Source organism: Microbacterium sp. CPCC 204701 (assembly GCF_004010105.1).
In the GTDB taxonomy this organism is placed as follows: Bacteria; Actinomycetota; Actinomycetes; order Actinomycetales; family Microbacteriaceae; genus Microbacterium.
Genome location: NZ_RRYE01000058.1, coordinates 1 through 12030 on the forward strand (window position 1 = coordinate 1; position 12030 = coordinate 12030).

A 12030-nucleotide genomic window follows, 5' to 3' on the forward strand; every position below is an offset into this window, starting at 1 on the left:
GCATCCGTTCGACCCGCGTCGTGCGATAGGCGTGTGGGAGGTGACGGATGCCGCGCTGTGCGCCTCGGCCGTGAACCGGCGCGCCTGGCCGTCGGCGAGCGGAAGCCCACTGCACCACGTGCTCGACGCGCGCACGGGTCTGCCGGTCCGCACGATCGCGGCGACGTGGGCGGTGGCTGCGGAGGCGATGACGGCGGACGCCGTGGCGACCGCGCTGTTCTTCGACGGCGGCGCGCGCCTGGCGCACGAGTCGGGCGTGGAGTGGGTGCGCATGACGACCGACGGCCGGGTCGAGTGGTCGTCCGGATGCCGCGCCGAGCTGTTCGTGCGAGGCGTTAGCGTGGAACGGTGACCGACTCTGCGCCAGCACGTGTCGTCGCGGTGGCCCGCGACGACGAGCATCGCTTCAGCAAGCCGACGCGCGAGAGCATCACGCTCGTCGCGGGCATCGGCGTCGAGGGCGACGCGCACGCCGGCGCCACCGTGCAGCACCTGTCGCGCATCCGCCGGGATCCGTCGGCACCGAACCTCCGCCAGGTGCACCTGATCCACTCCGAGCTCTTCGACGACATGGCCCGCCGCGGCCATGTCGTGCCGCCGGGAGGTCTCGGCGAGAACATCACCACGACGGGTGTCGACCTGCTCGGACTGTCGCGCGGCACGCGCCTCGAGATCGGCGAGGACGCTGTGATCGAGATCACCGGGCTGCGCAACCCGTGTGCGCAGATCAACGGCCTCTCGGACGGACTCATGAAGGAGCTGGTCCACGTCGACGACCACGGCGAGACGGTCCGTCTCGCGGGGGTCATGTCGGTCGTGCTGCAGGGCGGCGAGGTGGGGCCGGGCGACGGCATCCGCGTCGTCCCTCCCGTCGGCGCCCACGACCCGCTCCGGGCGGTGTGACGTGCTGGGCACCCTCACCGCCGCGTGGAACCGCGTCTTCGCCGTGCTCGGCCGCGTCTCGATGTACCGACTGGTGTACCTCGCGCTCGCGGCGCTCGCCGTCGTCTCGCTGCTGCTGTCGTTCTTCGACCTGGTCGGTCCCGAGCCCCTGCAGCTCGTCGTCACCCTCGTCGTGCTCGCCGCGGTGTGCGCGGGGGTGGATGCCGCGGCCCAGCGCGTGCTGAACCTGCCGTGGCGCATCGAGTCCTCGCTGATCACGGCGCACATCCTGCTGTTCGTGCTGCGGCCGACGCTCGAGCTCACCGGGCTCGCGGGCATCGCGATCGCCGGAGCCGTCGCGTCGCTGTCGAAGTACGTCCTGGCGTGGCGCGGCCGCCATATCTTCAACCCTGCGGCGGTCGGCGCGACCGTGCTGACGCTCCTCAGCCTCGCGTGGCCCGCGCTCGGGGCATCGTCGTGGTGGGTCGGCACGCCCGCCCTCGCAGGTCCCGTCATCCTGCTGGGCATCGCGGTGCTGGTGCGCACCGAGAAGCTGCGCGTGGTCACCGGTTTCGTCGTGATCGCCGTCGCCGTGGCGGTGGTGCGGACCTCGGTGCAGTACCAGGAGGCCGGACTCGACATCGAGCTGCTCGACATCCTTTGGCCGGTGCTGTGGTCCTCGCCGTTCCTGTTTCTCGGCGCCTTCATGCTGTCGGAGCCGCTCACTCTCCCGCCGCGCCGCTGGCAGCAGTTCACGGTCGCCGCCGTGGTCGGTGTGCTCGCGGGGTGGCCGCTCCCCGTCGGCGACATCACGCTCGGTCAGGAGCGGGCGCTCCTGGTCGGCAACCTCGTCGCCTTCGCATTCGCTCTGCGCACCGCGGTGCGGCTCACCCTGGTCTCGCGCGCGCAGCCCACCGCGACTGTTCGCGAGCTGACGTTCCGCGTGCACGACCGGCTGTCGTTCCGTCCGGGTCAGTACCTCGAGCTCGAGGTGCCCCACCGGCACCCCGACGCGCGCGGTACGCGGCGCGAGTTCAGCATCGCGTCTGCGCCGGCAGACCTGCCCATGCTCAAGGTGGCGTTCAAGGACGGCGACAGCTCCAAGCCGCAGAGCTCCTTCAAGAAGGCGCTCGCAGCCGTGGGCGAAGGCGACCGCCTCGCGATCACCGGCGTGTGGGGGGACTTCCTGCTGCCCACGCGCGACACGGCGCCGATCCTGATGGTCGCCGCGGGCATCGGGGTGACGCCGTTCGTGTCGCAGCTGCGTCACGCGCGCCTCGCCGGTCAGGATCGCGACATCGTGCTCGTCTACGTCGCGTCGGATGCCGGAGACCTGGCGTACCGCGACGAGATCGAGGCGTCCGGCGCCCGTGTGATCGTTTTCACGCGCACCCGGCCCGAAAACCTCCCCGACCACTGGCAGTGGGCGCAAGGCGTGCGCCTGGATGCGGAGCGTCTGCTGCGGGTGGTGCCTGACATCGCGGCGCGGCATGCCTACATCTCGGGTCCGGCGGGACTCATCGCGGACCTCGCGCCGGCCCTCGAGCGGGCCCGATCGATCACGACCGACGCCTTCAGCGGCTACTGAGGGGCGGCTGCGGGCTTCGGATCCGCCGGGCGCGCGGGCAGGCGCACCTCGAACGTCGTGTCGCCGGGGTCGCTCGTCACCGAGATCGAGCCGCCGTGCGCCTCCACGATCGCCCGGGCGATCGACAGCCCGAGGCCCGTGCCGCCGGTCTGCCGGGCTCGCGAGCGGTCGCCGCGCGAAAACCGCTCGAAGAGCTCGTCCTTGACCTTGGGATCGACTCCGGGTCCGTCGTCGTGCACGCGCAGCACTGCGGCGCCGCCTTCGCGGGCGACGCCCACCGTGACGGTGGTGCCCTCGGGCGTGTGGGTGCGCGCGTTGGCGAGCAGGTTCGCCGCCACCTGGTGAAGCCGACCGCTGTCGCCCGCGATCAGCACGGGCTCGTCGCCCACCTCGAGCACCCACGTGTGGCCCGGGCCGGTGGCGCCCACGTCGCCCATCGCGTCGATCGCGAGCCGCGTGAGGTCGACCGTTCCGAACACGAGCTCCTGACCCTCGTCGAGCCGCGCGAGCAGCAGCAGATCTTCGACCAGTGACGTCATCCGCAGCGACTGCGCCTGGATGCGCTCGAGAGACTCCTCGGTGTTCTCGATCGTGGTGATCTGGCTCAGGACCGCTCCCTGAGCCTGTCGAAGGGCGCGCAGCGACAGCTCGGAGTAGCCGCGGATCGACGCCAGAGGAGTGCGCAGCTCATGGCTGGCATCAGCCACGAACGCGCGCATCCTCTCCTCGTTGCGCTGGCGCACCGCCAGCGACTCGTCGACGTGATCGAGGAGCGTGTTGAGCGCCTCGCCCACCTGGCCCACCTCGGTTCTCGGGTCCGCCTGCGCGGCGGGCACTCGCTCGGCGATCGTCACCTCGCCCTGAGCGAGCGGCTGTCTGGACACGCGCGCCGCGGTGTCGGCAACCGCGCGAAGGGGCGCGAGGCCGGCGCGGATCGTCCACGCCGTGGCCACCGCGAGGAGGACGAGGCCGCCGGCCGTAAGCAGGCCGATCGTCGTGAGCATGCGGGTGAGCGTCTCGGTGATGCCTGCGCGCGAAAGGCCGAAGATCGCGACGGCGCTCCCCAGCTGAACGCCCTCGACCCGGTATGTGCCGAGTTCTTCGATCGTCACCACCAGCTGGCCGCGCTGCGCTTCAAGGCTCGTGACCGTCTCGTCGATCTGCCCTGCGGTGAGCGCGACGACGTCGCCGTCAGCATCGACGACGGCGGCCGTCGGATCGCCGGGCGTGGACTCCACTGCGAGGAAGAAGCCTGGACGGGGCGGCTGCTGCTGCTGGAGGATCTGCTCTGCCGTGAGCCCGCTCGCGATCGGCACCCGCATGAACTCGACGCTCTGTCGGGCCGCTGTCACGTCGGAGTCGAGCTGCGACTCCAGCACCTGTCCCAGGATGGCGCTGGTCGCGACGGCGACCAGCACCAGGATGAACGACGTGATCGACACCACCGTCGTGATCAGCTTGCGCTGGAGAGTCCACGATGTGCGCCGGGGGACTGCGTCCTCGGCCTCCACGGCGGCTTTGGCATCCGTCGTCGTGGCCGCCGTGGGCTGGCCCGTCATTGCGGGGCCTTGATCATGTAGCCGACGCCCCGCACGGTGTGGATGAGCGGCTCGCGGCCGGCGTCGATCTTCTTGCGCAGGTACGAGATGTACAGCTCCACGACGCTCGAGCGCCCGCCGAAGTCGTAGTTCCACACGCGGTCGAGGATCTGCGCCTTCGACACCACGCGTCGCTGGTTGCGCATGAGGTAGCGCAGCAGCTCGAACTCGGTGGCGGTGAGCTCGAGCTCTTCGCCGGCGCGCTCGACCTCGTGGCTGTCCTCGTTGAGGGTCAGGTCGCCCACACGCAGGATCGGCTCGGCCCCGGCGGCGTGCGCGGTGCCGGCGCGGCGCATCAGGCCCCGCAGTCGCGCGACGACCTCCTCCAGGCTGAACGGCTTCGTGACGTAGTCGTCGCCCCCGGCGGTGAGACCCGCGACGCGGTCACCGACCGCATCCTTCGCGGTGAGGAACAGCACGGGCACGTCGTCGCCTGACTGCCGCAGTCGCTGCAGCACGGCCATCCCGTCGAGATCGGGCATCATGATGTCGAGCACCATCGCGTCGGGACCGAACTCGCGCGCCGCCTGCAGCGCCTCGAAGCCCGAGCCCGCCGTGCGAACCTCCCATCCCTCCATGCGCAGCGCCATCGACAGCAGGTCGGTGAGCATCTGCTCGTCGTCGACCACCAGTACGCGCAGCGCGGAGCCGTCGGGGCGGAGGAGGGCAGGGGAGGGGGCGGTCATGCGTCCATTGTGGCGCCGTTCCTATGCGGTTCCTATGGAACGGGCTATGTGCGCGCTGTGAACCGAGATGCACGGCGGCTGCCGCGCTCATGACGTCCTCAGAGCCGGCGCCGGCGGCGCCATGAGGTCGCTTCGCAGGTTCCTACGACGGGCACCTGACCGCCGTGAGGACAGGGCGCTCGAGCCGCTCGGCGAGCCGTCGGGCGGTCAGCGGCAGCTGGTCACGATCGCGCGGCGGGATCCTGATGGTGCTGCAGGCGCTGCCGCTATCCCGCGGCGCGGGCGTGAGCGGCGATGCGATCGAACACCGCATCGAGGTCCGCGTCCACGCGCTGCGCGTCGGGATGCTCGTCGTAGTGCGCCAGGATGCGGCGTGCCCCTTCGTCGAAGGTGATCGTGGTGCGGAAATCCGGCACGAGAGCCGTCACCTTCGCGTTGTCGAACACCATCGAGTGAGCCTTGTCGCCGAGAAGCGACGGGGCGAGGTCGGGCGCGAACGCCGCGATCGTGTCGGACGCGACGTGCACCAGCTCAGGTGCCGCGACCCCGGCGGCGTCGGCGAGCCATCCGTAGATCTGGTTCCAGGTCGGCGCGTGCGAGCCGGTGATCGTGAACGCGTCCCCGATCGCCGCGGGATTCGCGAGCAGGCCGGTGAACGCGACTGCGAAGTCCTCGCTGTGCGTGATCGTCCACAGGCTCGTGCCGTCGCCGTGGACGATGACCGGCCGACCCGCGCGCATGCGCGCGATGTCGGTCCACCCGCCGAGGGTCGGCAGCAGGCGCTCGTCGTAGGTGTGCGAGGGTCGCACGATCGTCACCGGCAGACCCCGTTCGCGGTGCGCCGCGACGAGCGCGTCCTCGCACGCGATCTTGTCGCGCGAGTACTGCCAGAACGGATTGCGCAGCGGCGTCGACTCGGTCACCGGCAGGCGGCGCGGCGGCTTCTCGTAGGCGGATGCCGAGCTGACGAAGACGTACTGCCCGGTGCGCCCCTCGAACAGGTCGAGGTCGGCGGCGACGTGCTCGGGCGTGAACGCAAGGAACTGTGCGACGACGTCGAACGTCTCGCCTCCGAGCGCCGCGCGGACGGTCGCGGGGTTGCGGATGTCGGCCTGGATCAGGCGCACCTCCGCGGGGAGCGGCCGTCGCGCCCCGCCGCGGTTGAGCACGGCGACCTCGTGGCCGAGGGCCACAGAGCGGCGCACGCATGCCGCGCTGATGGTGCCGGTGCCGCCGATGTAGAGGATTCTCGCCATGGCGTCGAGCCTAGGGCGGCGCGGCGGTCGGCGGGACTGGGGCATTCCTCGCCTCGCTGACGGCGAACACCGTGTCGCGATGTCGCCGGGTGGTCCTAGTGTGACCGGCATGACCCTCGACGAGCTCACGACCGCCATCGGCGGCACGATCATCCGTCCGGGCGACCCCGATTGGGACGCCGCCCGCAGATTCCACTCCGGCATCGGCGAACCCGCCGTCGTCATCCGCGCCTCGAACGTCGACGACGTGCGTGGCGCCCTCCGCTACGCCGCCGCAGAGCGGCTCGACGTCATGGTCCGCAGCGGCGGCCACAGCGCGTGGGGCCAGGTGCCCGGCGGCGTCACCATCGATCTCTCGGCCCTCGACGACGTCTCGGTCGACGGCACGCGCGTGAGCGTCGGTGGCGGCGCGCAGTGGGGCGCCATCGCGCGCGCACTCGGTGCGCAGGGGCTCGGGCTGAGCTCCGGCGACACCGCATCGGTCGGCGTGGGCGGGCTCACACTCGGCGGCGGGATCGGCTGGATGGTGAGAGCGTGGGGTCTCGCGTCCGACCAGCTGGTCGGCGCTCAGCTGGTGACGGCCAGCGGCGACGTCGTCGAGGTGTCGGCGTCGTCGCATCCCGACCTGTTCTGGGCGTTGCGCGGCGGCGGTGGCAACTTCGGCGTGGTGACCCGTTTCGACTTCGACGCGCACCGACTCGACGGCGTGGTGCACGCCGTCTTCGGCATCGAGGGCGATGCACGCCCCGCGCTGCGGGCACTGGCCGGCCTCATGAAGACCGCGCCGCGCGAACTCACCCTCACGTACATGGACGTGCCGCCCATGGATCCGAGCGCGCCCGCAGGGGCGACCATCACCGCCGTCTGGATCGGCACCGACGAAGAGGCCGCCCGCCGTGCGCTGGCGCCGCTGCGCGAGGTGCCGGGCATCATCGCGCGAGAGATCGGCGTGCAGCAGTACGCCGACATCCTGCTGCAGACGCCCGAGTTCGATCCCGAGAGCCCCATGCCGGGGTTCGTCGGAGGCAATACGCTGCTGCGCGACCTCGGCGACGACGCGATCGACCGGCTGGTGACGTTCCACGAGCAGAACCCGGCCTCGGTGGTGTTCCTGCGCTCGCTCGGCGGCGCCTACGGCGACGTCGCGCAGGCCGACTCGCCGTTCCCGGCTCGTGACGCGACGTGGTTCGCGATGGCCGGCGCGTTCGACATCCCGGGCATGCTCGACGACGCGCGCCGGGCCGAGGTCACAGCCGAGTGGGACGCCATCGAGGCGCTCGGCGGGGGCGTCTACGGCAACTTCACGACCTCGACCGACCCGTCGTGGCCGGAGCGCATGTACCAGCCCGAGACCATGGGCCGCCTGGCCGCGATCAAGCGGGAATGGGATCCGGCGAACGTGTTCTGCCGCAACCACAACGTTCGACCGGCGTGACACGCAGTGACCGGCTCGGCGACCGCACGCGCGGCCGCCGAGCCGGTCGGCTGCGTCAGTGGGTGTCTTCGGCTTCGATCTCGGTGCGGTCGCCCGACCAGAGGGTGTGGTAGGTGCCGGGCTTGTCGATGCGCTTGTAGGTGTGGGCTCCGAAGAAGTCGCGTTGGCCCTGGATGAGGGCGGCGGGCAGGCGCTCGGCGCGCAGGCCGTCGTAGTAGGCCAGCGACGACGAGAACGCGGGGGCGGGGATGCCGGAGTTCGCCGACGTCGACACGATGCGCCGCCACGAGGCCTGGGCGCGGCCGAGGGCGTCGACGAAATAGGGTGCGGTGAGCAGCACGGGCAGGTCGGGGGCCTGGGCGTAGGCGTCGGTGATGCGGTTGAGGAACTGGGCGCGGATGATGCAGCCGCCGCGCCAGATCTTCGCGATGGCGCCGAGGTCGATGTTCCAGTCGTACTCGGCGGCGCCGGCACGGATCTCGTCGAACCCCTGGCTGTATGCGACGATCTTCGACGCGTACAGGGCCAGGCGCACGTCCTCGATGAACGCGTCGACATCGTCGACCCGCAGCGCCTCGACCGGGCCGGGGAGCTCGCGCGACACCTCGCGCTGCTCGGGGTGGGACGACAGCGACCGGGCGAAGGTGGCCTCGGCGATCCCCGACACCGGCACACCCAGCGACAGCGCGGTCTGCACCGTCCACGCGCCGGTGCCCTTCGCTCCGGCCTGGTCGACGATGACATCCACCAGCGGCTTCCCGGTGGCGGCGTCGACCTGACGCAGCACCTCGGCGGTGATCTCGATCAGGTACGACTCCAGCTCACCCCGGTTCCACTCCGCGAACACCTCGGCGATCTCGGCCGGCGTCTTGCCGGTGCCGCGGCGGATCAGGTCGTACGCCTCGGCGATCAGCTGCATGTCGGCGTACTCGATGCCGTTGTGCACCATCTTCACGAAGTGCCCGGCACCGTCATGGCCGACGTGGGTCACGCACGGCTCACCCTCGGCGACCGCCGCGATCGACCGCAGGATCGGGCCGAGGGTGATCCACGACTCGTCCGAGCCGCCGGGCATCAGCGACGGGCCCAGCAGCGCGCCCTCCTCACCGCCCGAGACGCCCATGCCGACGAAGTTGATGCCGGTCTCGCGCACCGCCTTCTCCCGGCGGATGGTGTCGGTGAACAGCGCGTTGCCGCCGTCGACGATGATGTCACCCGGCTCGAACACCTCCACCAGCGCGTCGATCACCGCGTCGGTGGGGCGGCCGGCCTTGACCATGATCACCGCGGTGCGCGGCTTCACCAGCGACGCCGCGAACTCCTCGTACGACAACGCCGGCACGAAACCCGCCTCCGGGTGCGTCTGGACCAGCTCGTCGGTCTTGGACCGCGACCGGTTGAACACCGCGACGGTATTGCCCTCACGGGACGCGAGGTTGCGGGCCAGGTTCGAGCCCATCACCGCCAGACCCACCACACCGATGTTCGCCGTCGCCGTGACAACGGCCTCCGGGCCCTGCGGCTCAGGAGTGGGACGGGCGACGTCCTCGGGCGCCGGAGCCGCCGCATGCGCCGTCGCCGCCTCATCAGGCGCCTGGTCCTGGTCGGTCGAGATGTTCGTCTGGGCCTGCTCGCCGACGGGCGAGGAGTCGTTCGAAGACACGCATGCTCCTGAGATCGTGGGACACATCCAGCCTAGAGTCTGGACCACGCGTGTTACGGCGCGTGGCCGGGTGCTCACGGCCTCGGGCGAGGGACTGTGAGGGTAGCGTGGCAGCCGTGGCTGAGGCATCCCGGATCGTCGTGATGGGCCCGAGCGGCTCGGGCAAGACCGTCGTCGGTGCCGTGCTGGCGACGCGGCTCGACCTGCCATTCGTCGACGCCGACGACCTGCACCCCGACGCGAACGTCGCCAAGATGGCCGCCGGAACGCCGCTGGCCGACGAGGACCGCTGGCCGTGGCTCGACATCGTGGCACAGACGCTTCGCGGTGCCGCGGGCGGCGCCGTGGTCGCCTGCTCGGCGCTCGCCCGCCGCTATCGCGACCGGATCCGGGAGGGTGCCCCCGACGCGGTCTTCGTCGAGCTGAAGGTGTCGGTCGAGGAGCTCGCCCGGCGCATGAGCTCGCGTGAGCACTTCATGCCGTCGTCGCTGCTGGCATCGCAGCTCGCCGCGCTCGAGCCGCTCGCAGACGACGAGCGCGGTGTCGTCGTCGTCAACGACCGGCCGCCGATCGAGGTCGCGGACGGGGCCGTCTCGCGCCTGCGCGCAGCAGGCGAGGCCTGACGGGTCGCAGCGCCGCGGCGGCCCGTGTCAGTCCTTGCGGTAGGCCTGTCGGCCGAGACCCCAGAACGCGAGCACGGTGCCGAGAGCGCCGAGCGCCGCCATCGCGCCGATGAGCCACAGCAGCGCGTGAGACAAGAAGCCGTATTCCATGGGATCCTCCGTCGGGCGGGTTCGAAGACGTGCGTTCCTCAGCGTACCGGCGGCGCTGGTAGACTCGTGTCGAACTTCGGCGAGGGATGCCTCGCGCCCGCGGGTCGCTGCGGGCTCAGGCATCCGTGATCGACGCGGTGAAGCAGGCCCGTTGGCTTCCTCACGCGTGCGCGTTCGAGTCGAGACACACCCACATACCCCGGGCCCCGCCACCGCGCAGCCCCATGATGAACGGGCACCCGTGCCCGGAGGAGAACCCCATGTCGACTGAACCCGACACCAAGGTCCAGGCCGAGCTCCGCGAGAACTTCGGCAAGGGCTTCGCCCGCCGCCTGCGCGCCGCCGGCAAGATCCCGGCCGTCATCTACGGTCACGGCACCGACCCGGTGCACGTCGCGCTGCCCGGCCACCAGACCGCGCTGCTCATCCGCCGCGCGAACGCGGTGCTCGAGCTCGACGTGAACGGCACCCACCAGCTGACCCTCGTCAAGGACGTCCAGAGGGACCCCGTGCACCAGATCATCGAGCACATCGACCTCCTCGTCGTCAAGAAGGGCGAGAAGGTCCAGGTCGAGGTGCCGGTCGTCGTCGTGGGCGAGCCATTCGCCGGCACCATCGTGAACCTCGACGCGCAGACCATCGCGCTCGAGGTCGAGGCGACCCACATCCCGCAGCACATCGAGGTCGACGTCGAGGGCCGCGAGGACGGCACGCACATCACCGCGGCCGACCTGAAGCTGCCCAAGGGTGCGGTGCTGGCTGCCGACCCCGAGGTCCTGGTCGTCGCGATCTCGGTTCCGGCCGCCACGCTCGCCGCCGAGGACGAGATCGCCGAGGCCGACGCCGAGGTCGCCGCCGAGCAGGCCGAGGCTTCTGAGACCGCCGAGTCCGCCGCGGAGGCATCGGCCGAGTAAGCCGGTCGAACGCGGGGACGAGGGGGTGCGGATGCCGCGCCCCCTCGTCTCGTCTCTGCGAGAGCCCGTCGGGCAGGATGGAAGACATGGCGCAGGCGTGGTTGATCGTGGGTCTCGGCAATCCCGGACCACGGTATGAATCGACCCGTCACAACGTCGGGCAGCTGGTCGTCGACGAGCTGGCCGCGCGCCGCGGAGAGTCGTTCCGCGCGCACAAGGCGAACGCGCGTGTCGTCGAGACGTGGCTGCGGCCCGGAGGAGCGAAGCTCGTGCTCGCCAAGCCGAACACGTTCATGAACGTCTCGGGCGGCCCCGTCGCGGGGCTCGCGAAGTTTTACGGCGTGCCGCCGGAGCAGGTCGTCGTCGTGCACGACGAGCTCGACATCCCCTTCGACACGATCAGGCTGAAGGCCGGCGGCGGTCACGGCGGCCACAACGGCGTGCGTGACGTCGCGAAGGCGCTCGATTCCCACGCGTTCGCTCGCGTGCGCGTGGGCATCGGGCGCCCGGCCGGCCGGCAGGACCCGGCCGACTGGGTACTCGATCCGTTCGGGGCGACCGAGCGCAAGAACCTGCCGATCCTGTTGGGCGATGCCGCCGACGCCGTCGAGCAGCTCGTGGAGGAGGGCCTCCTCGCGGCGCAGCAGAAGCATCACGCGCCGCGCGTCTGAGCCGGCGGTCAGCCGCCGGCGCCGCTGCCTGCGGCGAAGCCCGCCGTGAGGAAGCCCTGCACCACGACGCCGAACACGACCGGGCCGAGGGCGGCGATGACCACGGCGGCGATGCCGGCACCTCGGCCGCGGCGCGTCGCGATCGCGACGATGCCGAGCACGAGCGCCGTGATGCCGACGATCGTCCCGACCCAGAATGAGCCCTCGCCCAGCAGCACCCAGTCGCGCACCGGCGTGAGGATCGACCAGTCGAAGTCGGCGTCGAGCGCTCGCATCGCGATCTCGCGGCCGGTGCCGAGACCGATGTTGAAGCTCGCAAGCGCGGCGAAGATGCTCGCGCCGACGGCGGCGAGGAGCGCCAGGACGAGCGCCACCACGCCCAGCCCTGTCCTCCTGCGCGGTGCCGCCGCATGCGGGAGTCCCGCCGGCGGATATTCGGATCCCGCGGGCGACATGGCGGTGAGGGCCGGGTCGTGATCCGGGCCCCCGGAGGGCGCGTAGCCGGTGGGCGGGACGTAGCCGGGGGGCAGCGCGTAGCCGGATGCGCCGTGACCGCGCGGCGCG

Annotated in this window: 13 protein-coding genes; 7 read left to right on the top strand and 6 right to left on the bottom strand. The window is 71.3% G+C overall.

Annotated features, from left to right (window positions below; genetic code table 11):
• The 3 genes from EIO58_RS06005 to EIO58_RS06015 form a co-directional block, all read left to right on the top strand.
• Positions 1-352, top strand: a 352-nt coding sequence (locus EIO58_RS06005; RefSeq protein WP_164861546.1) for an FAD:protein FMN transferase, incomplete at its 5' end; no start/stop codon positions are given.
• Positions 349-903, top strand: coding sequence for an MOSC domain-containing protein (locus EIO58_RS06010; RefSeq protein WP_127818746.1), 555 nt, complete (start codon positions 349-351; stop codon positions 901-903). The genes EIO58_RS06005 and EIO58_RS06010, both read left to right, overlap by 4 nt.
• A 1-nt stretch (position 904) precedes the next feature.
• The gene (locus EIO58_RS06015) at positions 905-2470 is read left to right on the top strand and encodes an FAD-dependent oxidoreductase (protein WP_127818747.1); all 1566 of its coding nucleotides are present in this window, start codon (positions 905-907) and stop codon (positions 2468-2470) included.
• On the opposite strand, the gene EIO58_RS06020 is transcribed toward EIO58_RS06015, so the two are convergent.
• The 3 genes from EIO58_RS06020 to EIO58_RS06030 all read right to left on the bottom strand — a co-directional run bounded on the left by EIO58_RS06020 (position 2464) and on the right by EIO58_RS06030 (position 6010).
• Positions 2464-4029 (bottom strand): sensor histidine kinase, encoded by a 1566-nt coding sequence (locus EIO58_RS06020; protein WP_127818748.1) that lies wholly within the window; start codon positions 4027-4029, stop codon positions 2464-2466. The two genes, EIO58_RS06015 and EIO58_RS06020, sit on opposite strands and share 7 nt — an antisense overlap.
• Positions 4026-4754 carry a response regulator transcription factor gene (locus EIO58_RS06025; protein WP_127818749.1) on the bottom strand — a complete coding sequence of 243 codons (729 nt, stop codon included), beginning with the start codon at positions 4752-4754 and terminating at the stop codon, positions 4026-4028. Before EIO58_RS06025 ends, EIO58_RS06020 begins: the two co-directional genes overlap by 4 nt.
• A 266-nt stretch (positions 4755-5020) precedes the next feature.
• On the bottom strand, positions 5021-6010 hold the full coding sequence (locus EIO58_RS06030; RefSeq protein ID WP_127818750.1) for an SDR family oxidoreductase: 990 nt from the start codon (positions 6008-6010) through the stop codon (positions 5021-5023).
• 109 nt (positions 6011-6119) lie between these two features.
• On the opposite strand from EIO58_RS06030, the gene EIO58_RS06035 reads away from it, so the two are divergent.
• Positions 6120-7445 (top strand): FAD-binding oxidoreductase, encoded by a 1326-nt coding sequence (locus EIO58_RS06035; protein ID WP_127818751.1) that lies wholly within the window; start codon positions 6120-6122, stop codon positions 7443-7445.
• A 55-nt stretch (positions 7446-7500) separates the two neighbouring features.
• On the opposite strand, the gene gndA is transcribed toward EIO58_RS06035, so the two are convergent.
• Positions 7501-8928, bottom strand: a complete 1428-nt coding sequence (gene gndA / locus EIO58_RS06040; protein WP_274543192.1) for an NADP-dependent phosphogluconate dehydrogenase — start codon at positions 8926-8928, stop codon at positions 7501-7503.
• 296 nt (positions 8929-9224) lie between these two features.
• On the opposite strand from gndA, the gene EIO58_RS06045 reads away from it, so the two are divergent.
• Positions 9225-9731 carry a gluconokinase gene (locus tag EIO58_RS06045; protein WP_127818752.1) on the top strand — a complete coding sequence of 169 codons (507 nt, stop codon included), beginning with the start codon at positions 9225-9227 and terminating at the stop codon, positions 9729-9731.
• Between the two features lie 27 nt (positions 9732-9758).
• Here EIO58_RS06045 and EIO58_RS19480 read toward each other — a convergent pair whose 3' ends face one another.
• Positions 9759-9881, bottom strand: coding sequence for a hypothetical protein (locus tag EIO58_RS19480; protein WP_274543191.1), 123 nt, complete (start codon positions 9879-9881; stop codon positions 9759-9761).
• Positions 9882-10141: 260 nt separating this feature from the next.
• On the opposite strand from EIO58_RS19480, the gene EIO58_RS06050 reads away from it, so the two are divergent.
• Positions 10142-10795 carry a 50S ribosomal protein L25/general stress protein Ctc gene (locus EIO58_RS06050; protein WP_127818753.1) on the top strand — a complete coding sequence of 218 codons (654 nt, stop codon included), beginning with the start codon at positions 10142-10144 and terminating at the stop codon, positions 10793-10795.
• An 86-nt stretch (positions 10796-10881) separates the two neighbouring features.
• A complete protein-coding gene (gene pth, locus EIO58_RS06055; protein ID WP_127818754.1) occupies positions 10882-11466 on the top strand; it encodes an aminoacyl-tRNA hydrolase in 585 nt (194 codons plus the stop codon).
• Positions 11467-11474: 8 nt separating this feature from the next.
• On the opposite strand, the gene EIO58_RS06060 is transcribed toward pth, so the two are convergent.
• On the bottom strand, positions 11475-12030 hold a 556-nt coding region (locus EIO58_RS06060), incomplete at its 5' end, for a hypothetical protein (RefSeq protein WP_240658599.1).

What these genes read in the sequence shown, in the direction of transcription:
- pth (WP_127818754.1), top strand. Translation starts at nt 10,882, where the DNA reads ATGGCGCAGGCGTGGTTGATCGTGGGTCTCGGCAATCCCGGACCACGG.
- EIO58_RS06030 (WP_127818750.1), bottom strand. Translation starts at nt 6,010, where the DNA reads ATGGCGAGAATCCTCTACATCGGCGGCACCGGCACCATCAGCGCGGCA.
- EIO58_RS06020 (WP_127818748.1), bottom strand. Translation starts at nt 4,029, where the DNA reads ATGACGGGCCAGCCCACGGCGGCCACGACGACGGATGCCAAAGCCGCC.
- EIO58_RS06050 (WP_127818753.1), top strand. Translation starts at nt 10,142, where the DNA reads ATGTCGACTGAACCCGACACCAAGGTCCAGGCCGAGCTCCGCGAGAAC.
- EIO58_RS19480 (WP_274543191.1), bottom strand. Translation starts at nt 9,881, where the DNA reads ATGGAATACGGCTTCTTGTCTCACGCGCTGCTGTGGCTCATCGGCGCG.
- EIO58_RS06035 (WP_127818751.1), top strand. Translation starts at nt 6,120, where the DNA reads ATGACCCTCGACGAGCTCACGACCGCCATCGGCGGCACGATCATCCGT.
- EIO58_RS06025 (WP_127818749.1), bottom strand. Translation starts at nt 4,754, where the DNA reads ATGACCGCCCCCTCCCCTGCCCTCCTCCGCCCCGACGGCTCCGCGCTG.